This window comes from Desulfovibrio diazotrophicus (assembly GCF_902498985.2).
In the GTDB taxonomy this organism is placed as follows: domain Bacteria; phylum Desulfobacterota; class Desulfovibrionia; order Desulfovibrionales; family Desulfovibrionaceae; genus Desulfovibrio; species Desulfovibrio legallii.
Window position 1 is genome coordinate 471254 of the sequence record NZ_OX346397.1, and the last position, 23704, is coordinate 494957.

19 protein-coding genes are annotated in these 23704 nt (G+C 62.3%); 1 reads left to right on the forward strand and 18 read right to left on the reverse strand.

Annotated elements, in window-relative coordinates:
• Window positions 1-97 precede the first annotated feature (97 nt).
• From J7I12_RS02020 to nifH, 11 genes are all read right to left on the reverse strand, one after another.
• Window positions 98-1051, reverse strand: a complete 954-nt coding sequence (locus J7I12_RS02020) for a hypothetical protein (protein WP_302548912.1) — start codon at window positions 1049-1051, stop codon at window positions 98-100.
• A 12-nt stretch (window positions 1052-1063) separates the two neighbouring features.
• Window positions 1064-1708 (reverse strand): Fe-only nitrogenase accessory AnfO family protein, encoded by a 645-nt coding sequence (locus J7I12_RS02025; RefSeq protein WP_288908086.1) that lies wholly within the window; start codon window positions 1706-1708, stop codon window positions 1064-1066.
• 303 nt (window positions 1709-2011) lie between these two features.
• Window positions 2012-2860, reverse strand: a complete 849-nt coding sequence (locus J7I12_RS02030; RefSeq protein ID WP_118228760.1) for a hydroxymethylglutaryl-CoA lyase-like TIM-barrel protein — start codon at window positions 2858-2860, stop codon at window positions 2012-2014.
• Complete coding sequence (locus J7I12_RS02035) at window positions 2853-3773, reverse strand: homocitrate synthase/isopropylmalate synthase family protein (RefSeq protein ID WP_302548705.1); 921 nt, start codon at window positions 3771-3773, stop codon at window positions 2853-2855. Before J7I12_RS02035 ends, J7I12_RS02030 begins: the two co-directional genes overlap by 8 nt.
• Before the next feature lie 88 nt (window positions 3774-3861).
• Window positions 3862-6570, reverse strand: coding sequence for a nitrogenase cofactor biosynthesis protein NifB (nifB, locus tag J7I12_RS02040; protein ID WP_118228762.1), 2709 nt, complete (start codon window positions 6568-6570; stop codon window positions 3862-3864).
• Between the two features lie 70 nt (window positions 6571-6640).
• Complete coding sequence (nifE, locus tag J7I12_RS02045; RefSeq protein ID WP_302413020.1) at window positions 6641-8050, reverse strand: nitrogenase iron-molybdenum cofactor biosynthesis protein NifE; 1410 nt, start codon at window positions 8048-8050, stop codon at window positions 6641-6643.
• A 77-nt stretch (window positions 8051-8127) separates the two neighbouring features.
• Window positions 8128-9492, reverse strand: coding sequence for a nitrogenase component 1 (locus J7I12_RS02050; RefSeq protein WP_118228764.1), 1365 nt, complete (start codon window positions 9490-9492; stop codon window positions 8128-8130).
• Window positions 9492-11084 carry a nitrogenase component I subunit alpha gene (locus J7I12_RS02055; RefSeq protein WP_207287335.1) on the reverse strand — a complete coding sequence of 531 codons (1593 nt, stop codon included), beginning with the start codon at window positions 11082-11084 and terminating at the stop codon, window positions 9492-9494. The genes J7I12_RS02050 and J7I12_RS02055 overlap by 1 nt, the downstream gene beginning before the upstream one ends.
• A 14-nt stretch (window positions 11085-11098) precedes the next feature.
• Window positions 11099-11476 carry a P-II family nitrogen regulator gene (locus J7I12_RS02060; RefSeq protein ID WP_130957981.1) on the reverse strand — a complete coding sequence of 126 codons (378 nt, stop codon included), beginning with the start codon at window positions 11474-11476 and terminating at the stop codon, window positions 11099-11101.
• Between the two features lie 9 nt (window positions 11477-11485).
• Window positions 11486-11809 (reverse strand): P-II family nitrogen regulator, encoded by a 324-nt coding sequence (locus tag J7I12_RS02065; RefSeq protein WP_118228766.1) that lies wholly within the window; start codon window positions 11807-11809, stop codon window positions 11486-11488.
• Window positions 11810-11837: 28 nt separating this feature from the next.
• Window positions 11838-12659 carry a nitrogenase iron protein gene (nifH, locus tag J7I12_RS02070; RefSeq protein WP_118228767.1) on the reverse strand — a complete coding sequence of 274 codons (822 nt, stop codon included), beginning with the start codon at window positions 12657-12659 and terminating at the stop codon, window positions 11838-11840.
• 433 nt (window positions 12660-13092) lie between these two features.
• Between nifH and J7I12_RS02075 the strand changes: the two genes are divergently transcribed.
• Window positions 13093-15192: a methyl-accepting chemotaxis protein gene (locus J7I12_RS02075; protein ID WP_303192968.1), complete on the forward strand. Its 2100-nt coding sequence runs from the start codon at window positions 13093-13095 to the stop codon at window positions 15190-15192.
• Between the two features lie 101 nt (window positions 15193-15293).
• Here J7I12_RS02075 and J7I12_RS02080 read toward each other — a convergent pair whose 3' ends face one another.
• The 7 genes from J7I12_RS02080 to J7I12_RS02110 all read right to left on the reverse strand — a co-directional run bounded on the left by J7I12_RS02080 (window position 15294) and on the right by J7I12_RS02110 (window position 23582).
• Complete coding sequence (locus tag J7I12_RS02080; RefSeq protein WP_303192969.1) at window positions 15294-16574, reverse strand: nickel pincer cofactor-dependent isomerase, group 22; 1281 nt, start codon at window positions 16572-16574, stop codon at window positions 15294-15296.
• Between the two features lie 18 nt (window positions 16575-16592).
• Window positions 16593-18056 carry an SLC13 family permease gene (locus J7I12_RS02085; protein WP_118228770.1) on the reverse strand — a complete coding sequence of 488 codons (1464 nt, stop codon included), beginning with the start codon at window positions 18054-18056 and terminating at the stop codon, window positions 16593-16595.
• 68 nt (window positions 18057-18124) lie between these two features.
• The gene (locus J7I12_RS02090) at window positions 18125-19276 is read right to left on the reverse strand and encodes a (Fe-S)-binding protein (protein WP_118228771.1); all 1152 of its coding nucleotides are present in this window, start codon (window positions 19274-19276) and stop codon (window positions 18125-18127) included.
• Between the two features lies 1 nt (window position 19277).
• Window positions 19278-20657, reverse strand: coding sequence for an FAD-binding oxidoreductase (locus J7I12_RS02095; RefSeq protein ID WP_118228772.1), 1380 nt, complete (start codon window positions 20655-20657; stop codon window positions 19278-19280).
• 50 nt (window positions 20658-20707) lie between these two features.
• Window positions 20708-21466 (reverse strand): MBL fold metallo-hydrolase, encoded by a 759-nt coding sequence (locus J7I12_RS02100; RefSeq protein WP_118228773.1) that lies wholly within the window; start codon window positions 21464-21466, stop codon window positions 20708-20710.
• The gene (locus J7I12_RS02105; RefSeq protein WP_302549088.1) at window positions 21463-22329 is read right to left on the reverse strand and encodes a DUF6282 family protein; all 867 of its coding nucleotides are present in this window, start codon (window positions 22327-22329) and stop codon (window positions 21463-21465) included. Before J7I12_RS02105 ends, J7I12_RS02100 begins: the two co-directional genes overlap by 4 nt.
• Window positions 22326-23582 carry an MFS transporter gene (locus tag J7I12_RS02110; RefSeq protein ID WP_270229187.1) on the reverse strand — a complete coding sequence of 419 codons (1257 nt, stop codon included), beginning with the start codon at window positions 23580-23582 and terminating at the stop codon, window positions 22326-22328. Before J7I12_RS02110 ends, J7I12_RS02105 begins: the two co-directional genes overlap by 4 nt.
• Window positions 23583-23704: the final 122 nt, after the last annotated feature.

Here is a 23704-nt window from a genome sequence, read left to right on the forward strand (position 1 = left end):
AACGGACAAAAACGGGGTGCGCCGGGGGCCCTGCCCTCTGCGCCGCCGGAGCCGTTTATGGCGGCGTTTCGCGCCGGTTTGTGCGGTCAACATGGGGTCAGCACGGGGCGGCCGAGCACTGCGGGCGCAAATCCGGCAGAGGGGTGAAGGCCGTGGCTGTGAGCGTCGCAGTGGGCGCGGTGCGCAGGCTGCGGCCGTCGTCCATATGCGTCAGACCGTCCGGGGTAAAGGTCAGACGTAGGGGCACAACCACAGTGCGGCGCATGGTGAGTTGGTCCAGTTCCAGGCGCGGGGTCAGGGTGTGCGGGCCCTGAGCATCGGTCCAGCGCAGGCGGGCGGTGGTGGTAAGTCCGCAGACCGTGCCCGGTTCGGTGAGACGCAGAGAGTTGACGTCGCCGCAGATGGCCGTCGCTGTGGGGTCAAAAGCCGTGATGAGCCCGGCCGGTGTAACCACGGGCAGGGGGCGGGCCGGTTCACAGCTGCGCAGTGCGCCGCTTTCGTAAAAGGCGCAGCCGTTGCGCACGGGCAGGGGCCCCAACACTGTAGGCAGGGTAAGGCGTTCGCCGGGCCAGAAGGTGACGCTTGCGCAACGCCCGGAGGGATAGAAGCGCAGGCCCTGCACCCTGGCCCGCAAGGGCCCTGCAGGCAAGTCCAGGGCGCAGACGTGGGCCAGCCGTCCTTCGTCCTGCTCGGTCCAGTAGCCGCTGGTCTTCCCCTTGCGCAGCAAGACGCGCTTAAGCGTGCCGTTGGGGTGCCAGGCCAGCCATTCCACAGGCAGTTCGCCCATGGGCGTGGGCACGGGGCACTGGCTTTGCAGCTCCAGACTGCGCCACATGCCGTTGGGGTAGAGGCTGAAGCTCCTGTCGCTGGTGCGGCGCACATCGTCCGTGGTGTAGAGAGGCGGCAGCCAGCCCTGTGGGGTGGCCACGGTGTCCGGGCCCAGGCAGCGGCAGTCGCGCGGCGTGCCGTCGGGCCAGCGGGTGAGGATGTGGACGTGGCGGACCGCGCCGTAGGGAGTCAGCACCGTGGACTGGACGTCAAACGTGGACATGACGTGCCTCCTTTAAGAGTTCTGCGGAGTTTCATTGCAGAGGGTGTGGGTGATACGCGCCCGCAGGTTTCCGTCAGGCAGATGGCTGCGCGCGCAGGTGAGCCGGTGTTGGCGCATATGTTCTTCCAGCCAGGGCGGCATGTGCCCACAGATGAGGTCCAGCTCCACAAAGGGCGTGGAAGCCAGAAAGGGCTGCAGGGCCTTTTTGGACGAGATTTCCGGATGCGCGGCCATGACTTCCATGAGGTTGATGCGGTAGACGCCGGGCGTTGCTGTAGCTACCGGCCCTGTGGGCACGGGGGCGTCCTCCTGCGCTTTGGCTTCTATTTCCGCTGCCAGAGGCTCCAGTACAGCGGGGGTAAAGGCGGCGAGTTCGCAGAGGCAGAAGCCAAGGCGGCTCAATTCATTGTAGGCCAGACCGGAAATGCCCGTGGCCACCAGGGCTGCGCCCTGGGGCAGCCGTCCCGCCAGTTGCCGCAGCCGCTCGCGCAGGGCGGCCATGCTGTCGCAGCCTGCCAGAGAGAATGGCAGGGGGGGGCCCTGTGTCCAGTCCCGACCTGCGGCAGCGCGGGTCCAGAGCACGATGGCGGCGCAGGTTTCCACCCCAGCCAGGGCCGCATCAGCGGTTTGCATGACGGCAATATGACTACAGCGCATGGCGTTCTCCTTTTGCACAACAAACATACAGTTCCGTCGGGGCAATGGCGTTGTGGTCTGGCGACTGCGAGAACAAACGCCCGCTACACAGGTGTAAGCGCAATGTCTTTGCGCGGTTAAGCGCCGGAACGAGTGCGTCTCAAATTTTGATAATCCATATTCTCAAAGGTAATCTGCTCCAGAGCATTTAACACTTGAAATGCTCGCTTACAGCAGGCAAAAGCCTGCCTTCTCGCATTTCGTGGCAAGGATTTTCAAGAAAATCCTTGCAGATCAGTTAGCTCATTTCATTCGCTAACTGCTCTAATGACTGAAGGGCCGACGCGGCCCGAACCCCCAGGCGTCCAAAGCGTGGGGCGGCAGCAGGGCGGCGGCTTCCTGCTCCAGATTTCGTGCGGCCTGGGGGGCCACGGCGCAGGCCGCGCCTCCAAGCCGGGCCACGGCATGGGTAAAGGCGGCCAGTCCACAGTTGCCGGCCCGTTCTCCTATGCCCCAGAGGGTTGTGTTTACGTAAGCCGCGCCCGCGCTGGCAGCCATGAGGGAATTGGCTACGGCCATGCCCAGATCGTTATGGGCGTGGATTTCCACATCCAGCCCCGCCTCACGCAGTACGCGCACAGCGCGCCAGACCTGGTCCGGCGTATAGGCCCCCACGGTGTCGCTGCAGCGCACGCGCCGCACGCCGGCCTGTCGTGCGGTCAGGGCCGCCTGACGCAACTGGTCCGGTGTGGCGTGGGAGGCGTCCTCAAACCCCACGGTCACTTCCGCGCCCCGACTGGCGGCCAGTGCCACGCAGCGGCGCAGCAGGTCCAGCACCAGCGGCCGGGTGGACTTGAGCTTTTCTTTGATTTGTCGGTCCGAAATGGGGCAGCACAGGTGGATGATGTGCGGGGCGCAGTCCAGGGAGTGGCGGATGTCCGCCTCCCGCAGGCGGTTCCAGGCGGAAACGCGGGCCTGGGCGCAGGCCGCGCGCACGCCGCGCACCACATCCCGTTCTGTGGTGCCCATGGCCGGAACGCCGGCTTCTATCTGCCCCACGCCCGCCGCGTCCAGAAGGCGGGCCAGACGAATTTTGAGTTGGGGGGCGAAGGCAAAGCCGGGGGCCTGTTCGCCGTCGCGCAGGGTGGTATCCACCAGAATGATTTCAGGCATGGTCCGCCTCCGCTGATGCGCCCGACGGCGTCCGGGGTTTGGCAATGGCGGGGGGAAGATGGGCACGGCACAAAGCTGCAAACTGGGCGTCGTTCAGGCTGCCCTGACGTTGTAGGGCCAGAGCCTGGACGGCCTCCAGCACCGGGCGCGCCGCCGCTTCGGGCAGGGCAAGGCCCAGTTGGCGGGCCTTGAGGCGCACGGCCCCCAGGCCCGAATGGCGGCCCATGACCACGCGGCGGGCAAGGCCCACGGTTTCCGGCTTGAAGGGTTCGTACAAATGCGGGGCCTTGGCGATGCCGTCCACATGGATGCCCGATTCCACAGTAAAGATATCCGCGCCCAGCACGGGCTTGTGGCGTGAAAGGGGCAGACCGGCCCGGCGCAGCAGCTTGGCGGCCTCGGGCAGCAGGTCCAGGCGGGTAAGGCCCGTATCCCGCCCTTGGGCGGCCAGACACAGGGCCACCTCCTCCAGGGCTGGACCGGCGGCTGGACCGTGTACGGCGCTGCCGCCAATGGCGCCCGCCACGCGCATGCCGCCGTGGGCGAGCCAGAGCACGGCCAGGGCCGTGGCGCAGCCCGTGGTGTCGTCGGGGCAGAATTCGACGCGTTCTCTGAGCGGTGCGTAGCGCGCCAGAAAGGCCGGGGCGTCGCGCAGAGCGTCGCAGCAGCCCCCCAGCCGGGCGTACATACTGTGTGGCGCCGCTCCGGCCTTACGGGCACGCGGTCCGTGAGGGGCGGCGTGGCGCAGGTCTGCGGGCACCTCCACCACAAAGCCCATGCTGTGGAGCAAATCCAGCCATTCTCCGGCCCAGAGGGCAAAGGCGTCTCCTGTGCGGTTGTTGCCGTGGATAGCCAGGCCGGGCGGGGGAGAGGCCCGGAACAGGGTAAGCGTACTATCGACCAGATACGGCATGGCGGCCTCCAGCAGTGCCGGTCAGTGCCGGGAAAAGGCCCGGCCGGAAGGCGTGCTGCCCTCCGGGCCGGGGGGGACAAGGTCGGCCTCAGCCGCAGAGCGCCTTGGCAGCCTCGTTCACGGCCTTGTCCACAGTTTCGTACAGGGTAAACACGCGGATGCCTTTTTGTTGCAGCTTTTCCAGGGGGCTCTGGCCGATGCGCAGGGCCAGCACGCCTTTGCAGTCCTCCACGGCGGCCAGAATGCCGTCCATGCGTCCGGTTTTGCCGGATCCGCAGTTGTCCATGCCGTGGCAGTAGCGGGATACGCTGCGGGTTTCCAGGTAACGGGCGGCGGCGCCGTCGCTTTCATAGATGTAGAACTGGTCGGTCTGGCCAAAGTGCTGGTCCACCGTAGCGCCCGTTTTGGAGGCCACGGCAATGCGGATGCCTCGCGCCACCGGGGTGGCCGGAGCTTCCTGTGTCGGCTGCGCCGCTGCCGGCGGGCGGTAGTCTATGGAGCGGTCGTCGCCCAGAAGGCCCACGGCGTCGGCGCGGCACTGTTTGCAGTGGTACATCTGGCGTAGGGTTGGTTCGCAGCTTTTGCGCAGGTCCATGAGTTCCTTGTTGCTGACCAGGGGCAGATTTTCAAACACGCTGCCCTTGACTGGGATGAGCTGCATGATGTTGGTCAGCTCTGCGCCCAGGTCGCGCACGGTTTCCACCACTCGTGGGATATGGGCGTCGTTGATGCCTTTAAGCATGACAGTGTTGACTTTGCAGACAATGCCCGCGCGGGTCAGGGCACGCAGCCCGGCCATCTGGTTGGCCAGCAGCAGGGCGGCGGCGGTTTCGCCTGTGTAGCGCCCGCCCCGGTATTCCGCATAGCGGTAGATCTGCGCGCCAATGGCCGGGTCCACGGCATTGATGGTAACCGTGGCGTGGCTCACGCCCACGCGGCGCATGTCTTCCACAAATTCGGGCAGAGCCAGGCCGTTGGTGGACATGCAGAAGGTGATCTCCGGGTCTTCCCTGCGGATCAGTTCCAGGGTGCGGAAGGTGGCTTCGGGGTTGGCCAGGGAGTCACCGGGCCCGGCAATGCCCACCACGGTAAGGTTGGGCATGTCGCGTTTGACCTGGAGAAAGCGTTCCAGGGCCTGCTCCGGAGTGAGTACGGCGGTAGTGACGCCTGGGCGGCTTTCGTTGGGACAGTCGTACTTGCGCAGGCAGTAGTTGCAGCTCAGGTTGCAGCGCGGGGCTATGGGCAAGTGCAGCCGGGCCGCGCTGGAACAGGCCCCGCAGGTAAAGCAGGGGTGTGTTTTGGTGCGTGCGGCGTTGGATGCGGCGCTGGATGCGGCGCCGTCCTGGAGGTCTGCAGCCGGTGCGGCTGTCGCGGGCCGGTCGGCATGACTGACGGGAGCAATGCGGCGGGCGTCCAGGCCGGCGGGCGTATCTTTGTAGTATTTGTTGTAGAGTTCCTGCCGGAAGGCGCTTTCGGTCTGGCGCAGCATGGCGTTGGCCGTGGCTTCCATGAGGCTCAGAGAACCGTCGTAGAGCAGTAGGCGGGTGCGCTGGCCGCCCACCTGGTCGTGGATGGGGAAGCCGTAGCGCAGCAAGGGGATATGGCGGCGCTCCTCAATGCGGCGTCCGTCGGAGTTGCCCAGCATGAGGTTGGCCTTGCGCGCCAGCAGGGCGTTTTCAATAGCCGTAAAGTCCGCGAAGTCCAGGATGTCGAAGCCTGCGATGAACTGGGTTTCGGCCGCGGCGGTCATGGCCGGGCGCAGGGCCGCATCCAGGCCGGGGCAGCGGCTGCCCGTGGCGGCGACCACGGGCACGGCCCCGTGCTCACAGCAGGCCCGCGTCATGCCCAGCACGGCGTCCGGCTCGCCGAAGAGGACGGCGCGGCACTGGGCATTGTATTTGTGCGCATCGATCATGGCGTCCAGATAGCGGGCGCGTTCCTCGGCCAGAGAAGCGGGCAGGGTTGCGCCCAGGGCTTCCAGGGTGGCCGCAAAGGCGTCCGTATCTTCCAGGCCTATGGGCAGATTGAGGCGCAGGAGGGGGACGCCGTAGGTTTCGCGCAAATACGCGCCGGGGGAATATTCCTCCGGGCAGAGGGGGGCCAGCTCCAGGGTTATGCGCGCCCCGGCCATGAGGCTGATGCGGGGAAAGGGCGTGCCGTGCTGGGGCAGGCGGTTGTAGGTTTCTTCGTGGCCGCCGTCCAGATTCTGGGAGAGGTCGGGCAAGAGGATGTAGTCCAGGCCGCCGGCATCCAGCAGGGCCTTGAGGGCGCGGGTGTCCGCGGCGGAAAGGTGCCCGGTGATAATGTTGACGCAGCTGTTGGGCGCGGGGTTCATGGGCGCGTGGCGCACAATGGCGTGCAGCGCACGGAAAAAGCCTTCGTACTGCGATCCGCCGTAGCCCGGTGAGGCCACGGGGATGATGTGGGCCGTGACTTCCGGGTGGCTTTCCTTGAATTCCCTGATGATGGCGGGCACGTCTTCGCCGATGGTTTCGGCCAGGCAGGTGGTGGCCACGCCGATGACTTCGGGGTTGTAGAGTTTGATGAGGTTGCCCAGACCGGCGAGCAGGTTTTTGGCGCCGCCGAAGACCGTGCCTTCTTCTGTGAGGGAGGAGGAGGCGATGTCCACGGGTTCGTTATAGTGCGTGGCCATGTGGCGTCTGATGTAGGTGCTGCAGCCCTGCGAACCGTGCAGAATGGTCATGCCTTTGCGGATGCCGTAAAAGGCGCTGGCCGCGCCCAGGGGCATGCACATTTTGCAGGGATTGGTATTGAGGTTGACGAGATTAGCGCTCATGTGTCTTCTCCTTCGGGGGCGGGGCGCCCCAGGCGGGCTCAAAAATCCTTTTGTTTTGTGCTGCGGTTGCTCAGATCCCGGCTGCCAGGGCCTGGCGCACCTGTGCTGCCTGTCGGGCGGCTGTGGCCGCATAGCTGTTGCGGCCGCGAGTGAAGCGCCAGACCGGGCTGTTGAGGGAAAGGTTCACTTCACGGGTGAAGTTTTCCACTCCTTCAAAGCCGCCCAGGGCGTGTTTGCGTTCGTGGTTGTGGTCGCAGAAGGCCATGCCCAGCTTGTAGGCCAGGGGCCTTTCCTTGACGCCGCCCACCAGGATGTCCGCGCCTTTTTCGCGCATAAAGGTTTCCAGCTCCGCGGGGTTGGCGTCGTCCAGGATGACCGTGCCGGGGTTGACCAGGCTTTCAATGACTTCGTAGTCTTCGGGCTTGCCCGTCTGGGTGCCTACCACCACGGTTTCGATGCCCATTTCATTGAACTGCCGGATGAGGGAAATGGCCTTGAAGCCGCCGCCCACAAAGATGGCGGCTTTTTTCCCGACGAAGTGGGGTTTGTACCGCTCCAGAAAATCTGTAGCCCTGGCCGCGCGTTTCCTGATTATGGCTTCAGCTTTGGCTTTGGCTGTAGTGTCGCCCAGGCGTTCCGCCACCTGCCGCAAGGCGGTGGAGGTGTCTTCCACGCCGAAGAAGCTGGCGCGCATCCAGGGCACGCCCATTTCATCCTCCATGCGACGGGCCAGGTACATCATGGAGCCCGCGCACTGCACAATGTTGAGCTGGGCCGCCGGGGCGCGGGTAAGGGCCGCATACGAGGCGTCGCCGGTCATGGTGGCCACCACGGGGATGCCCATTTCTTTGAGGTAGTTTTTGATGATCCACATTTCGCCGGCCAGGTTGTAATCGCCCAGGATGTTCACGCCCTTGGCGCGGGGCTGGTCTGCATGGGGTTGCATGAGCTGTATGAGGGCGTTGCAGGCCATGCGGTAGCCCGTGGATTTGGTGCCGGAAAAGCCCGACGCTTTGACCGCAATGACACGGATGCCGTGCCGCTCCTCGGCCCGGCGGCACACGGCCTCCACATCGTCGCCGATGACGCCCACAATGCAGGTGGCGTAGACAAAGATCAGCCTGGGCTTGTAGTGATCCACGGCTTCGTCGATGGCGCGGGTGAGTTTTTCCGCGCCGCCGAAGACAATGTCTTTTTCCTGCAGGTCTGTGGAAAAGCTGTTGCGATACAATTCCGAACCACTGGTGAGGCTGCCCCGGATATCCCAGGTGTAGCTGGCGCAGCCAATGGGTCCGTGCACGATGTGAAAGGCGTCCGTAATGGGGTTGAGCACCACGCGCGCGCCGCAGTAGACGCAGGCCCGCTGGCTTACGGCCCCGGCCACGCTGGCCGTATCGCAGCGCAGGCCGTCGCCGCTGCAGCAACTGCGGCCTTTTTCCTGTATGGAGGTGCGGCGTTCTTCCAGAATTTCCATGCTCATGACAACCCCCTTGGGGAGGGCGGGGGAGTATCCCCCGGCCCTTGTTTGTGTGCCGTATGGCGTGCGGCCTTGCGGCCTTACATAACCAGATCCATGTCTTCGTCGGCGCAGACGCGGTCGTATTCGTCCATGAGCGCGTCGGCAATGCGGGTGGCCAGCAGAAAGGCCCCCCGGTAGCCCACCAGGGGCAGGGAGGGGTGGCCGTACCTGTCCAGAATGGGAAAGCCCGCCCGCACCAGCGGAATGCCCTCGGCCTTGGCTATCTGTTTGCCGTGCGAATTGCCCAGCAAGAGGTCCACCGGCGCATTTTTGATGTGCTGGTGCAGGTCAACAAGGTCTTTGGCGGCAAAGGCTTTGCATTCTTCTTCCTTGCCGTATTCCTTGAACAGGGCCGTGGCGAGCTTGACAAAAGCCTCGCCGGGCGTGCCCGTGAGGACGTAGCTGGGCGTCATGCCCAGTTCCAGGCAGAAGCGGGCCAGGCCCAGCACCGTATCCGGGTCGCCGTACACGGCCACTTTTTTGCCGTAGTAGTAGGGGTTGGCGTCCAGCATGAGATCCAGCAGACGGCCGCGTTCTTCTTCCAGGGCGGCGTCCACCTCCCCACCGTTGAGGTTGGCCAGGGCCATGATGAAGGTGTCTGTATCGGCCAGGCCGATGGGCAGCGGCAGCAGGTCGTAGTCCACAGCACACTTGCGCTTGAGCTGGGCGGCGGGTTCGTCGCTGGTGAGGCGCCCCAGGGCCAGCACCTTGCGGCAGGAGCCCAGAGCTTTGATCTCCTCAATGGTGGTGCCGCCTTCGGGGTACATCTGGTACTTGCCGGTCATGGGCGCGTCCATGACGTTGCTGCAATCTGGAAACATGATGCTCTTGAGCTTCATGTGCCGGAGCAGGTGCTTGTATTCGCGCACGTCGCCGGGGTTGACGAAGCCGGGGAACACAGCCACGTTTTGCGTGGCCGTGCCTTTGGCGGCCAGGTATTTGATAAATCCCGCCATCATGTTGCCGAAGCCCGTGATGTGTGAGCCCACATAGCTTGGCGTGTTGCAGTGCACCACATATTTGCCGTCGGGGATGTCCATCTCCTCAATATAGGTATTGAGGTCGTCGCCGATGGTTTCGGAAAGGCAGGTGGTGTGCACGGCGATGATGTCCGGGTTGTAGACGTCAAAGGCGTTTTTGACGCCCTGCCGGATGTTGGGGCCGCCGCCGAACACGCAGGCGCCTTCGGTGAAGGAGCTGGTGCAGGCTATGGCCGGTTCTTTAAAGTGTCTGGTGAGGTAGGTGCGGTGGTAGGAAACGCAGCCCTGGGAACCGTGGCTGTAAGGCATGCAGTTGTGCACGCCCAAGGCCGCAAAAAGCGCGCCCACGGGCTGACAGGTCTTGCACGGGTTGATGAGGATGCCGGTGCGGTTCAGATGGGTTTTGGGGGTGAGGTCAAGCATTACTTTTCTCCCACAGAGCCTTGCAGGGTGGCGCGGGTCTTCCAGGGCGGGGTGACCATGTGCCACGCGGGGGTGAAGTAGCCCATGCAGACGTCGTGGCCGAACTGCACGGCGCCCTTGAAGCCCGCATAGGGCCCGCTGTAGTCATAGCAGTGCAGCTGGCGGGAAAGGGTTCCGGCCTTTTGCAGGGCGTATTTATCCTTAATGCCGGAGAAGAAGATGTCCGGCTTGAGCACTTCCACAAACTTATCGGCCTCGTACATGTTCAGGTCGTCCACCACATAGGATCCGGCGGCCATATCGCGGATCATGCCATCGTACTTTTCCAGCGGGATGGTTGCGGCCAGCTTGTCGTACTGCTCCTGGGTGAGGAAGGCATGGTATTTTTGTTCGTCTTTGCTCACTTCCAGGTGTTCGATGTTTTTACTGTCCGCGTCTTCCTTGATATTGGGGAGGATTTCGCGGCCTTCGTAGTCGTCGCGGTGGCCGAATTCGTAGCCCGCCAGCACGGTGCTTACGCCCAGTTCCTTGAGCAGGCCCTGGTAATGGTGCGAGCGGCTGCCGCCCACAAAGAGCGCGGCGGTCTTGCCATTGAGGCGGGCTTTGTAGGCGGCCATCTGGTCCTGGATTTCGGCCAGTTCTTCGGCGATGACTTCTTCCGTGCGCTGGATAAGGGCCGGGTCGCCGAAGTAGGCGGCCATGTGCCGCAGGCTTTCAATGGTGCCTTCAAGGCCGATGAAGTTGACCTTAAGCCAGTCCACGCCGTACTTGGTTTTCATCATTTCGGCGATGTAGTTGATGGAGCGGTGGCACTGGACCAGGTTGAGGTTGGCCTTGTGGGAACTGGCGATGCGCTCCACCGAACCATCGCCGGTGAAGATGGAGACCACTTCATAGCCGATCTTCCTGAGGACGCGTTCCTGTTCCCAGCCGTCGCCGCCGATGTTGTATTCGCCAAGAATGTTGACGGTGTACTTGGTGGCCGGTTCGTAGCTGCCGGTGCCGATGACTTTTTTCATCAGGCCGTTGTTGGCGATATGGTGGCCGGCGGACTGGCTCACGCCTTTATAGCCTTCACAGCTGTAGGCCACGCAGCGGATGCCGTATTCCTTTTCCGCTTCGGCGGCTACGGCCTGGATGTCGTCGCCGATGAGGCCCACGGGGCAGGTGGCGGCAATCATGATGGTCTTGGGGTGCATAAGCTCCATGACTTCATCAATGGCTTTCTTGAGCTTCTTGGTGCCGCCGAAGACGATGTCCGGCTCCTGCAGGTCGGTAGTGAAGCAGTACTGGATGAAGTTGGGGTCGTCCCCTTCGGCCTTGGCTTTGTTGCGACGGGTGCCCCAGCTGTAGAAGCCGCAGCCCACGGGGCCGTGGGTGATGAGAACCATATCCTTGATGGGGCCCAGCACCACGCCTTTGCAGCCCGCGTAACAGCAGCCGCGGTTGGTCATGATGCCGGGAATGGCGCGGGTGTTGGCGATGATTTGCTGTTCCGCCGCGGGATCAACCCGGAGCATATGCTCCTTGCGGTTTTTGAAAACTTTGGCGTTGTAGCGCTCCAGCACTACGGCGTTGGCGTCCATTGTCATACTCGTTACCTTCCTTATGCGTCGGTGCGCTCACCGGTGCGGACCACATAGGATTCCCCCACCGGCATGACGAAGATCTTTCCGTCGCCGGGATGGCCCGTGCTGTTGGCGGCGATGATGGCCTGCACCACGGCTGCCGCTTTGTCGTCGGGCACGCAGATGTTGAACAGGCGCTTGGGGATAAGGCGGCCCACTTCTGTAAGGGCTTCGCCGTCGGGGGTTCGGGGCAGTTCGCCGCTTTCCATGACCATGCGCAGGGTCGCGGGGTCCATGCCCTTTTTGCCCCGGCCCAGGCACTTCATGCACGTGAAGGAGGGGCAGCCCGCCTTGGCCAGGGCCTCCTTGGTGGGGGCCACCATATTGGCGCGGACCATTGCTACTATTTCCTGCATGACGGCCTCCTAAAGCCCGGACTTGCCGCTGCTGATGGTCCAGGATTCGTTTACGGGGGCCACAAAGATGCGGCCGTCGCCGTAGTGCCCGTCGCCGGTTTTGGCAGTGCGCAGAATCACGCGGACGGCGTCGTCCTTATCCTCGTCGCTGACCACCAGCATGAGCATCTGCTTGGGGATTTCGTCATACTGAATGTCGCCGACCATGATGCCCTTTTGTTTGCCCCGGCCCACCACATCGAGCTTGGTCACGGCGGGGAAGCCCGCGGCCAGCAGCTCGGAAAGCACTTCTGTGGTTTTTTCGGGGCGGATGATGGTGCGGATCATTTGCATGGGGGTTCTCCGTAATGGCTTGGGGGTGTTAGGCTTCCAGCAGACCGTGTTCCATAAGCAGCTCTTCCAGGCGTTCCTGGGAGAGGGGCTTGGGCACCACAAACATATCGTTGCCGTCTATCTTCTGGGCCAGGGTGCGGTACTGACCGGCCTGCGTGCAGGAGGGGTCGAACTGGATGACGGTCTGCTTGTTGATTTCCGCGCGCTGGACCATGTTGTCGCGCGGGACAAAGTGGATCATCTGCGTGCCGATCTCCTTGGCCACGGCGGAGACAAGGTCGGCCTCGCCGTCCACGTTGCGGCTGTTGCAGATGATGCCGCCCAGGCGCACGCCGCCGGTGTTGGCGTACTTTTTGATGCCCTTGCAGATGTTGTTGGCCGCGTAGAGGGCCATCATCTCGCCTGAGGCCACGATGTAGATTTCCTGGGCTTTGCCTTCGCGGATGGGCATGGCAAAACCACCGCAGACCACGTCGCCGAGGACGTCGTAGAAAACGTAGTCCAGATCGTCGGTGTACGCGCCCAGGCGCTCCAGCAGGCCGATGGAGGTAATGATGCCGCGCCCGGCGCAGCCCACGCCGGGTTCGGGCCCGCCTGATTCCACACAGCGGATGCCCTTGAAGCCTTCCTTCAGAACCAGATCAAGGTCGATGTCCTCGCCTTCCTCACGCAGGGTGTCCAGCACGCTCTGCTGGGCCAGGCCGCCCAGGATAAGACGGGTGGAGTCGGCCTTGGGGTCGCAGCCCACGATCATGATGTTCTTGCCCATCTCGGCCAAGCCGGCGTTAAGGTTTTGTGTGGTGGTGGACTTGCCGATGCCGCCCTTGCCGTAAATAGCTACCTGTCGCATGTTGGTTCCTCGTGGTTTAACGTTGCGCGCCTGTGCGCTGTTCACGCTTTGTGCAGAAAGTGTGCCGTAATTATAACTTGCCTAAATATAACAATATTTTTATTATTTGTGCGCGCAATTAAAACAATTTTGTAAAAAATAACTTTAATGTTGAAAAAAGCTGTTTCATATAACATTCTGTAAAAACACAGTAAAAATTTTGAGTTCAGTCTCAGACATTTTACGCAAAACTATTTTGTACTGTCGAATTTCGTGATGTGTATGGTACTAAAGAAATTTTACGATATTACGAAAAGGTACGAGGGGGCGAGTGGTGTAGCCTGATTGCCAGCATCTGCGGCATGTTGAGAGGGGGGTGTCCCTTGTCAAAAAGGATTCGCGGGAGTACGTCTGCCGACCGGAAATCGTGTATATTTTAAGGGGAGAGAAGGGCGTGAAAATCGGTTTGTTGAAAAAAATATTGTTGGGAATACTGCTGCCGGCCATTGCCGGGCTGCTTCTGGTGGCGGGGGTAAGCTACAAAATGGCGGAGCAAGCCCTGCGCGGGCAGATCCGTACGGATATGACCGCCCTGCTGGAAAGTCAGAGCATTGGTCTGAACGGCGTCTTCCTGGGGCTTACGGAATCGCTGAAGACGCTTTCAGAAAATCAGCGTATCAGCGATTACATCGACGCCTATGAGCGCGGCGACGATCCGGATCTTTTGCAGGGCAGGCTGGCCCAGCGCACGGATCAGGCCCTGCGCTCCTTTACGGACAACAACCGCAGCGTTTATTTTGCCGGGTTGCTGGCTCCGGATGGCACAGTGCTGGGGCACCATCTCAAAGGCGCGACCCAGGCCAGCAAAAAATTTGTCGGCACCAGCTTTGCCGACCGGAGCTACTATGCCAAGGCACGGCAGGGTGAGTCCTGTGTTGAAGGCATCATCAGCGCTGCTACGGGCAAGACGGCCACGGTAGTGGCTTTTCCCATCAAGCGCGACGGCAGGGTGGCGGCCATTGTGATGGCGGGCATTGCCAACGCCGACTTGGCTGCCGGCACCACCAATTTGATCAAGGTGGGCAGCAAAGGGCAGGTCTATGCCTATGATCTCAAAGGCCATATGGTGCTGCACTCCGACATCAAGCGCATGGGCAAGGACGAAAGCGCCAGCCCCCATGTGCAGGAACTGTTGCGGCAGGGGCAGGGCCGTACCCGTTTTGTCAACGCGCAAGGGGAGGAAAAGGGCCTTTATTACAAAACCATGCCCGTGGAAGGCTGGGTTTTGTGCGTGGAGTTTGACCGGGAAGAAATTTTCAGCCCCGTGCGCGATATGCTGGGCAACAGCGCATTGCTGACTCTGGGCTGCGCGTTGCTGGTGGGCTTTATTATTTTTTGGGTCGTGCGGGGCATCGTGCGGCTTTTGGGCGGCATTTCCTCCTTGGCCGAAGCCGTGGCCGGGGGCCGTCTGGAGTTGGACGCCAAGGAAAATGCCCTGCTGGATACGGCCCGGCGTCGCGGGGACGAATTCAGCGTGCTGGGGCAGGCCATGGGCCACATGGTGGGCAACATCAAACAATTGCTGGACGAAAGCGCAGCCAAGACCCAGGCGGCGGAGCAGGCCGGGGAAGAAGCCAGACAGGCCACGGCCAGGGCCGAAGAAGCGGCCCGACAGGCCGAAAGCGCCAAGCAGGAAGGCATGCTTGCCGCCGCCGGCCAACTGGAAGAGGTGGTCAGCGTTATTTCCAGTGCATCCAGTCAGCTGGCGGCCCAGGTGGAGCAGGTCAACCGGGGGGCCTCCGCCTCGGCGCAACGCCTGGGCGAAGCCGCTACAGCCATGAACGAAATGAACGCTACCGTGCAGGAAGTGGCCAAAAATGCCGCTGATGCCTCCGGCGCTGCGGAAAACACCCGTGTCAGCGCCACCAATGGAGCCGAAATCGTGCGCGGCGCTCTGGAGAGCATTGGCGAAGTACATTCCGTTTCTCTGGCCCTTAAGGACGACATGGGCAAACTTAACGAGCACGCCCTGTCCATCAGCAAGATTATGGGCGTCATTTCGGATATAGCGGACCAGACCAATCTGCTGGCCCTCAATGCGGCCATTGAGGCGGCCCGCGCCGGTGAGGCGGGGCGCGGCTTTGCCGTGGTGGCCGACGAAGTGCGCAAATTGGCCGAAAAGACCATGGCCTCCACCAATGATGTGGGCAACGCCATCAAGGCCATTCAGGAAAGCACGGCCCAGAGCGTGGAGGCCATGGATTCAGCTCTGGGCGCGGTGGAAAAAGCCACCAGATATGCGCAGGATTCCGGCGCGGCCCTGCACCAGATTGTGGAGAGCGTAGGCGGCGCGGCGGACCAGGTCAGCGCCATTGCCACGGCCAGCGAGCAGCAATCCGCCGCCAGCGAGGAGATTAACCAGTCCATAGTCCAGGTCAACGACATGTCCGGGCAAACTGCCACCGCCATGGACGAAGCGGCCAAGGCTGTGGCCGAACTGGCGGCCCAGGCCCGCCGTCTGAGCGATCTTGTCGCTGATATGAAACGGGGCTAAGCCCACAAGGCTTTTGCAAAGCACAACCGGCGTCACGCCGCACGGGCATTCCTTCGTGCGACGTGACGCCGATTTATATTGCATATGTCAATGGATGGGCATCAATCCTGGTGGGGTCTGCCGATGCGGTCCAGCAATTCTCCCTGGGCGTCAAAGCGTACCGGGCGCGGCTCGTGCACCAGGCTAAAACGTTCTGTATCCGTAAGTTCGCGCAGTACGGCCTCGGTGGCAAAGAATTCTGTGAGGTAGAGGGTGTTGGGCACCCGCACCAGACGCAACTGATTCTCTGGAATGCTCCGCAGGCAGAACATCATGGTTTCCAGGGCTTCCTGCTCCGTGTCATACCACGTGGGCAGAAAGGCCCGGGTCACAAAGGTGGTGGTGAGGTTGTTGAGGTAGGTGGCCTTACGGTCCACCTTGTCCACCAGCTTCTGGGTAGTGAAATCCACCAAGCCTATGCCCGTGGCGTTGCCGTGGGATTCCTCCGTGAGGTCCAGCACGGAAACGTAACGGATCTTCGGGCTTGCCGGTTCGGCTTCGCCGGTAATGCGCAGGCGGCCGATAATGTTGGTGTCTACCCCCGTGCCGCTGAAGTTTTTGCCCATTTCTTCCACCACCAGGCCGTGCAGGCTGTCCACGGGCAGGGCGGGCATGAGGGTCTTGGACCAGGCAAGCAGCTCCACTTCCCGCTCAATCATGGCCTCAGCGGGCAGGGCTTCAATAAGCGCTGTTTCTTCATAGGCATTTTCCACAATGGCCACGCCGCCGATGACGGGCATCTTTTTCAGAATGATCTTGGCCACATCTACCAGCAGGCGCGGCAACTGGGATTGCCCCAGGCTGTGAAACTGCCCGGCCCCGCCAGGGCCGCCCAGACCCACCACCAGTTTTTTGCACATGCCGCTTTCCACACAGCCCTTGAAGGAGGTGTGGGTCTTGACGCGGTTTATAGGGATGATGGCGTCCACGGAAAAGGCCGAATCCAGCATATAGGCCACGAGCCCGTCCGGAGTCTGGCCGATGCTGCGGCAGGTGTCGCAGGTAATAACCTTGACGCCCATGTTTTGTTCGGTAATTCCCAGACTGTCGAGAACCTCTTTCTGCCCCTGGGCCGTGCCGCCGCCGTGGCTGCCCATGGCGGCCAGCAGCACGGGGGTTGCGCCGCACTCGCGCACCACGGCGATGGCGGCTGCCAGCATGGGGCAGATGTTCTGGATGCCGCGGCTGCCGGCGGTAATGCCCACTGTAGCGCCGGCCTGGATGCGCGGCGCAAGGCGACGCATCTGGGCAGTCATTGCGGCAACGGGGTCGTCCACCCTGGGGCGCGTGAAGCTCTGGCGCACGCGGGCCATGGGCGGTAAGGGTTTGCGCGTTGTACTCATTTTTGCTTTGTCTCCTTGTCAGTACAGGCCGATAATGGGAAACCAGGCCACAGCGGTGAGCGCCCAGGCCGCCCAGGCAAATAGGCCCACGGCAAAGGCGGCCTTGAGCTGGTCGCTTACCGTGTAATAGCCTGCGCCGAACATGATGATGTTGCCCATAGTGTTGAAGGGCAGGAACAGGGCGTAGCCCATGAGGATGGCCTGGGGCAGCACAAAGCCGGCCACGGGAAAGCCGAAGCTCTGCGCCAGACCGATGTAAATGGGGATCATGACGCCGGCCATGGCCGTGGTGGTGGACCAGATGATGTGGCTGAAGATGGTAAAACCCATAAGGCCGATCATCAGAGGCATCATGTCCACATGGGTCAGGCCCAGGCCCGTGATGCCGGACTTGATGACCCACTCAAAGGCTTTGGTCTTGGTCAGTACGTTGCTCAGGGTAATGACGCCGCCGAAGTAGACGAACAGCTCCCACGGGATGGATTTTTGCGCTTCCTTCCAGGAAAGCACGCCCACCTTGGGCAGCAGGATGAGCGTGCTGACCACAAAGGCCACCATGGTGGAATTGAAGTGGTGCCACATATCCGAGGCCCAGAGGATGAGCGCCAGGCTGAAGAAGAGCAGGGCCTTTTTTTCGCGCGGGCTGGTGGGCCCCATGGCGCGCAGTTCGGTTTCCACATATTCCAGCCCGCCGGGGATGGTTTTCATTTCGGGCGGGAAGAGCCAGCGCACCACGTACTGGCTGCCGATGAGCACGATGAGCGTGGTGGGTAGGGCGGCCAGCGCCCAGAAGCCCCAGGAGGTCACGGACGCGGCCGTGCCCAGGGCGGCCACAATCATGCCGATGGCAATGGGGTTGGGGATGGTGGCCGTGAGAAAGCCGCCCGCCGTAATGTTGGAGGCAAAGGTATTGGCGAGGAACAGGGCTTTGCCGAAATTGCTTTTGCCGGGCTCCACGCGGTAGGCCTGGGCCACGCCCTCAACAATGGGCAGCATGGCGGCGGTGCGGGCGGTGTTGGAGGGGGTCAGGGGCGCCACCAGCAGGTTGGCGATCATGGGCGCGAGAATGGCCCCGCCCGGCGTTTTGCCGAACATGCGCATAAGGTGCAGGGCCACCCGGCGTGCCATGCCCGTTTCCGTCATGGCAATGGAAATGATGAAGCCGGTGATAAGCATCCACAGGGCCGGGGAGGCGAAGCCGGAAAGGGCGAAGCCCGCATTGTGGACCAGCGAACCGCCCTTGAGAGCGCCCTCGGCGTTGCCCACCCAGAAGTAGAGCAGGGAAACGATGATGAAGCTGCTGGTGGCCACGGATACGCTCAGTGTTACCCAGAGGATGACCGCGCCGGAAAAGATGCTCAGCAGCTTGTGCTGGGTCAGGTTCATGCCTTCCGGTGTGGGCAGACACCACACCAGCAGCGCCACCAGCACGGCGACCACAGTGCCGTATTTTTTACCGTATTCTTCAAATTTATTTGCCATTAAGGCGCCCCCTCATCCGCCCAGAAGGCGGGGTTAGCGTGTATTTTTTTTCATTGTCGCGGGCTCGGTCAGGCTCCGGCTTCCACGGCAACGATATCCAGCCAGTGGCGTACCTCCTTATTTTTTGCGGTGGCCACGGAAGAAAGCTGCATGACGCAGCCGCTGCAGCCGGTGATGACGTGACGGGCCTCAGGAGCAAAGCCCTCCAGGCATTTGCGGGCCATGTCCATGGAAAGATCCGGATTGCTCATTTTCAGAATGCCGCCCATGCCGCAGCACAGGCCCGCGCCTTTTTTCAGCTCCGGCAGGCCCTGTTGGAGCAAGGGCAGGTCCGGGTCGGCTGTGCCCCAGTGGCAGGGCTGGTGGTAGGCCACCGCGGTTGGCGCATCCGCTGTGGCGTGCAGGCGGGGCTGCTCTAGCAGGGCCGACAGACCCCGGCATTTTTCCTTCCATTGGGCGGCTTCGTCTTCGGGCAGCACCGCGGCGTATTCGTCCAGACTGTGTTTGCACGAGGCGCAGAAGCTCGCCACCAGGGGGCGGCCGAGGTCGCGCCAGACCTGGATATTTTTTTGGCGCACCTCGTCCTGGGCCTTGTAGCGTCCCGCGTGGTGCAGGGTGCCGCCGCAACAGGTAAAGCCGGAGCTGTCCAGCACCTGGTAGCCCCAGGTGGCGAGCAGCTCCCGCGCCTTGGCGATCCAGCGCGGACGGGCGTTGACGGCGGTACAGCCGCTGAACAAGACCACGGGCGTGCCCGGTTTTTTTTGTGTCGGCGTCAGGATGAGCCAGGGCTTAATGGCGGGCAGATCCACCAAGGCACGGGCTGTGGCCAGAGAGGAACGCAGCCCTTCAGGCACGGCCGCGTCGGGCGCGAGCATGGCGATTTTTCCGGCCAGGGGCCAGAGGGGCCCGGCCCGGCGGATCCATATCTCCCAGAGGTTCTGCGTCCAATGGGGATTTCTGGCCCGCGCGTCGGCCAGCAGCTCACTGGTGGAGAGCTTGCGCGCGCAGACGCGCTGACAGCGTCCGCAACCGGCGCAGAGCCGGGCCAGCTGGCGGACGCGCTCCCAGGAGAGCTGGGCCGTGGCGGCGTCGCCGTATTCGGCGTCCAGGGGTTCCATAAGCAGACGTTTGCCCTTGGGGGCGTATTCTTCGCGCTTGAACAGGGCATAGACCGGACAGACGTTGAGGCATTCACCGCACTGTGTGCAACCGCGTTTCATCTTAATACCCCTTGCCGGGATTGAGGATGCCGTGAGGATCAAAGACCCGTCGCACGGCGCGCATCAGGGCGTGTTCCTCCTGACCCAGCTGTTTGCCCACATCCTTGAGGCAGCCGCCGCCGTGTTCGCCGGAAAGGCTGCCGCCAAATTCCAGAGCGGCGTCGTCGAGCTCGTGGTGGGTTTTCTGGGTGCGGCGGGCGTCGTCCGGGTCTGAGGCGTCGTAGTGCAGATTCGCGTGGATGTTGCCGTCGCCCGCGTGGCCGAAGCCGATAAGGCGTTTGCCGTTGGCGGCGGCTATTTCCTCAAAGCGGCGTACGGCCTTGAGGATGGAGCCGCGCGGTACGGCCATGTCGCCGCCGATGCGGTCCGGCCCCAGCACATAGGAGGCTGCCGAAACCCTGCGGCGGTAGGCCCAGAGTCTGTCCTCCTCTTCTTTGCCCACGCCTTCCATGCGCCAGAGGGCGTCGTCCAGCTGTTTGGAAAGCCGGGCGTTTTCCAGGGGCACGGTGTCGCGGCTGCCGTCCACCTGAAAAAGCAGCAGGGATTTGACCGTGTCCGGCCAGGGCACTTCACCCGTTTTGGTCAGGATTTCCAGCACGGTTTCGTTCATAAATTCCACGGCGCAGGGCAGAATGCCCGCCGCAAAGACCTTGCCCATGGAGGCCAGCGCCGCGTCCAGCGAGGGATAGCCCACCAGCACGGAGGCCGAGGCTTCGGGTTTGGGGATGAGCTTGAGGGTGAGCTTGGTCACAATGCCCAGGCTGCCTTCGCTGCCCACAAACAGGCGTCCCAGGTCCAGGCCAATGACGTCCTTGTGTGAGCGGCCGCCGAACCTGACCAGCTTGCCGCCGGGCAGCACGGCCTCCAGCCCTAGCACGTAGTCGCGGGTAACACCGTACTTGACGGCGCGCAGGCCGCCCGCGCAGGTAATCACGTTGCCGCCCACGCTGGTGGCCTTGCCGCTGGCGGGGTCCGGCGGATAAAACATGCCCAGCTTCTCGCACTCTGCTTGGAGCAGAGCGGTGTTGACGCCGGGCTCCACTACAGCCACAAAGTCTTCTTTGGAGATCTCCAGAATGCGGTCCATGCCCAGCATGGAAACCACAATGCCGGGCACCGTGGGCACGCAGCCCCCGGAAAGACTGGTGCCGCGCCCGCGCGGGTGGACGGCCACACGCTCCGCATCGGCCCAGCGCATGAAGGCGCAAAGTTGGTCCGCATTTTCCGGCCGCACCATGGCCAGCACCGTGCCCACGCGCAGGCTGGCGTCAGATGCGTAGACGCGCAGTACCTCCGGATCAAAAGACGCGCCATCCTTGAACAAACCTTGCAGAAAATTTTTGTGCTCGTCCGTGAGGGAGGTTTTATATTCCTCTGACATGATGTCCTCCAGTATGTTGCGAAAATATAAACATTTTTCAGCTGTATGGCTTACGGAACAATTGGCAGCGCGCTTGCGGGCAGGTTCAGGGCCACACGATCGGAACTCCCCGGCGGCACGCAGCCGGCAGCGTAGACAAGGTTCAGCGGAGAGCCCTCGGCAGCCTCAATCCTGTCGGGAAAGACGTGCAGAATGCGGTCGTGACCGGGCACGACCACGGCCGCCTGTCGGCGGATTTTGCGTATGGAAGCGGCGGCCGCTTCCGGCAGCGTGACCATGGGCATGCGCCCGGTGGCCAGTTCCGCCAGATTTTTTACCGCATCGCCGGCCAGCACTGTGGGCGGCGCGTCGGCTTCTTCCAGAAGCAGGGCGAGGCAGCCCGGCGTATGCCCCGGCACAAACAGGACGCTGACGCCAGGTGCCGGGCTGTAGCCTTCTTCCACCCCTTCCAGGCGGCCGCTGTCCGCAATGGCCCGCGTCAGAAAGTCCTGATAAGCGAATTCGTCCGAAGCGCCGTGCAGGGCGTGGTCAATCTCCCGGTTGTGCGCCACAATGCGCGCATGGGGGAACAGATCAAAATTGTAGGCGTGGTCGTAGTGCAGGTGACTCAGCACCACCAGGTGGATGTCTTGGGGCGCAAGGCCGACCGTCTCGCGCAGCCTTTGCGGCAGCCGCTGCCGTTGCGTGGCAAAACCCGTGTCAAAAAGAATGTTGATGCCGCCGCTGCGCACGCAGGCACAGCTTGGCCATGAAAGATAGTCGTGCTCAAATTTGGCGGGCAGCCCTTCATACAGCACATGCACGCTCATGGCCGGGCCTCCTCAGTGCCGGAGGGACACGGCTGCAGGCCTAGCAGTGCGGCCGGGGCGTCGCAGACCATGTGCCGCAGCTGGTCATGGGACAGACCGCAGCCGGCCAGCCGATGCAGAAAGTTCGCCAGAGCCACTGCGGGCGCGGGATTTTCCGGTTGCCCCATGTCCGACGAAATCACGGTGCTTTCATGGCCGACAGCCAGAATCTGCGCGGCAACGGCTTCTACGGGCAGATGCTGGCGGGAATTGCTGGCATAGAAGCAGCGTTCAAAAAAGACCCCCTTGGCGGCCAGCTTTTTTTGCATGTCCGTGGGCATGTCCACGCATTCAAATTCCGGATGGGTCACCAGAATCTTTTTTACGCCGCAGGCCTGGGCTATACCCACAAGCCGCACGATTTCGGCCGGGCTCAGATGGCCGGTGCCAAGGATAATATCTGCCTGGGCAATAAGTTCCAACACTTCCTCAAGATGCGGCACAGGCTTTCCGCCGTTAAAAATAGGCACGGCACGGTCCAGCGCGCCCTCAAAATGGCGCAGGTGCTGGACTGCGGAGATGGTGGGCATCCAGATCTGTTTTGCGCCCATGGCGCAGGCCGCCGTCACTGCCGTGGGGTTGACGCCGCCCACGGCAGCATTGAGGACCAGCCCACCAAACACCTTCACGCCGTTTACGGCGTTGTCCGCACAGGCGGCCACCCCGTAGGTGGGGCTCTGGTGGCATTTGAGCAGGATGGCCCGCATATCGGCGGCGGCCGCCGCCTGGGCGGTTTCAAGAGCATTCATCTTGCGCGGCGTGGTGTCGGGCCCAAAATGGATGTGCAGGTCGCATGCGCCGTGCAGCAGTGTGGCGTCCGTCATTCTTGCAGCTCCTGTCCCTTGGTTTCCGGCAGTAAAAAGATGATGCCTATGCCGCAAAGGTAGAACAATGACGTGATGAAGAGGGACGTGCCAATGCCGAAGTGCGTGGCCAGACTGCCGATAATGATGGGGGCGAGGGCGCTGACGCCGCGTCCGGTGTTATAGACAAAGCCCAGCCCAGCGCCGCGCAGGCGAGTGGGAAAAAGCTCCGACAGCAGCACGCCAAAGCCGCTGAAATAGCCTGAGCCGAAAAAGCCGATGCAGGGGCCAAGGATAAAAAGCCATGCAGGGTTGCGCAGGCTGCCGTAAATGGGCACCAACACGGCGGCAATGGCCAGAAAAAAGATGAAGGCCGTTCTGCGGCCCCATTTGTCCGCAAGAAAGCCAAAGGCGGAATATCCTGCAAGCGCGCCCAGCTGCATGGCAAAGATCCAGCCGGAGGTCTTCACAATGTCCATGCCCGCGCCGCCGTTGGCCACAGGCGTGGACAAAAAGCCCGGCAGCCAGGTGAACAGACCCCAGTAGGCCAGTTGCAGGAAGGAGGTAAACAGCACACCGATGAGCGTCAGGCGGCGCAGGGGACCCTTGAATATGTTAAAAAAGTTGGCTTTTTCAGTCTTGGCGACCGGCGTAAGGCGCTGCTTCTCCCGATAGTTCAGCCAGACCTGAGGCTCTTCACAGGCAAAAAAGATGAAAATAAGAATGATGGAAGAAGGGATGATGCCTACAAGGAATAACATGCGCCAGCCGTGATCGGACAGGATTATGCCGGAAAGCACCGCCGCCAGCATGTACCCAAGGGCCCAGCCTGCCTGCATGAAACCCGAAGCCTTGCCCCGGTGTTCCGAGGGCCATGTTTCGTTGACCAGCAGCGCGCCCGCAGCCCAGGCGCCGCCCATGCCCAGGCCCAGGATGGTGCGGTAGAGAACCAGCTCCGGCACGGAGCGGGCCAGGGCGCTCAAACCGGTACAGGTGGTATAAATGGCAATGGCGATTAACAGCGATTTTTTTCGCCCGATTTTGTCGGCTACAATGCCAAAGAGAACGCCGCCAAAGGCAGAGGAGAGCAACGTTACAGAAGCTAGCATGCCGGCTATGGCCATGCTGATTTGAAATTCTTTCATAATTGTCGTCAGCGACATGACATATAAAAGCATGTCCATGGCGTCCATCGTCCAGGCGCCGAGCCCACCTATGAGGGCATAAAGGTGGCGTTTTTCCATGAAAGAATACCAGGGGCTGTTGTTACTCACGGAAGTTCTCCTTTGGCTTGTGTCACAAAACGTTGTGCGTCGGGCTGTGCCTTGTCGCGCTGGCGGAAGGGTACAGAGCGTAACGCCCCAAAAACTGCCGGAGAGGGCGTCAGTTCCGTCCC

Bases quoted from the DNA above. Each gene is read 5' to 3' on its own strand.
- J7I12_RS02020 (WP_302548912.1), bottom strand. From the start codon at position 1,051: ATGTCCACGTTTGACGTCCAGTCCACGGTGCTGACTCCCTACGGCGCG.
- J7I12_RS02025 (WP_288908086.1), bottom strand. From the start codon at position 1,708: ATGCGCTGTAGTCATATTGCCGTCATGCAAACCGCTGATGCGGCCCTG.
- J7I12_RS02030 (WP_118228760.1), bottom strand. From the start codon at position 2,860: ATGCCTGAAATCATTCTGGTGGATACCACCCTGCGCGACGGCGAACAG.
- J7I12_RS02035 (WP_302548705.1), bottom strand. From the start codon at position 3,773: ATGCCGTATCTGGTCGATAGTACGCTTACCCTGTTCCGGGCCTCTCCC.
- nifB (WP_118228762.1), bottom strand. From the start codon at position 6,570: ATGAGCGCTAATCTCGTCAACCTCAATACCAATCCCTGCAAAATGTGC.
- nifE (WP_302413020.1), bottom strand. From the start codon at position 8,050: ATGAGCATGGAAATTCTGGAAGAACGCCGCACCTCCATACAGGAAAAA.
- J7I12_RS02050 (WP_118228764.1), bottom strand. From the start codon at position 9,492: ATGCTTGACCTCACCCCCAAAACCCATCTGAACCGCACCGGCATCCTC.
- J7I12_RS02055 (WP_207287335.1), bottom strand. From the start codon at position 11,084: ATGACAATGGACGCCAACGCCGTAGTGCTGGAGCGCTACAACGCCAAA.
- J7I12_RS02060 (WP_130957981.1), bottom strand. From the start codon at position 11,476: ATGCAGGAAATAGTAGCAATGGTCCGCGCCAATATGGTGGCCCCCACC.
- J7I12_RS02065 (WP_118228766.1), bottom strand. From the start codon at position 11,809: ATGCAAATGATCCGCACCATCATCCGCCCCGAAAAAACCACAGAAGTG.
- nifH (WP_118228767.1), bottom strand. From the start codon at position 12,659: ATGCGACAGGTAGCTATTTACGGCAAGGGCGGCATCGGCAAGTCCACC.
- J7I12_RS02080 (WP_303192969.1), bottom strand. From the start codon at position 16,574: ATGAGTACAACGCGCAAACCCTTACCGCCCATGGCCCGCGTGCGCCAG.
- J7I12_RS02085 (WP_118228770.1), bottom strand. From the start codon at position 18,056: ATGGCAAATAAATTTGAAGAATACGGTAAAAAATACGGCACTGTGGTC.
- J7I12_RS02090 (WP_118228771.1), bottom strand. From the start codon at position 19,276: ATGAAACGCGGTTGCACACAGTGCGGTGAATGCCTCAACGTCTGTCCG.
- J7I12_RS02095 (WP_118228772.1), bottom strand. From the start codon at position 20,657: ATGTCAGAGGAATATAAAACCTCCCTCACGGACGAGCACAAAAATTTT.
- J7I12_RS02100 (WP_118228773.1), bottom strand. From the start codon at position 21,466: ATGAGCGTGCATGTGCTGTATGAAGGGCTGCCCGCCAAATTTGAGCAC.
- J7I12_RS02105 (WP_302549088.1), bottom strand. From the start codon at position 22,329: ATGACGGACGCCACACTGCTGCACGGCGCATGCGACCTGCACATCCAT.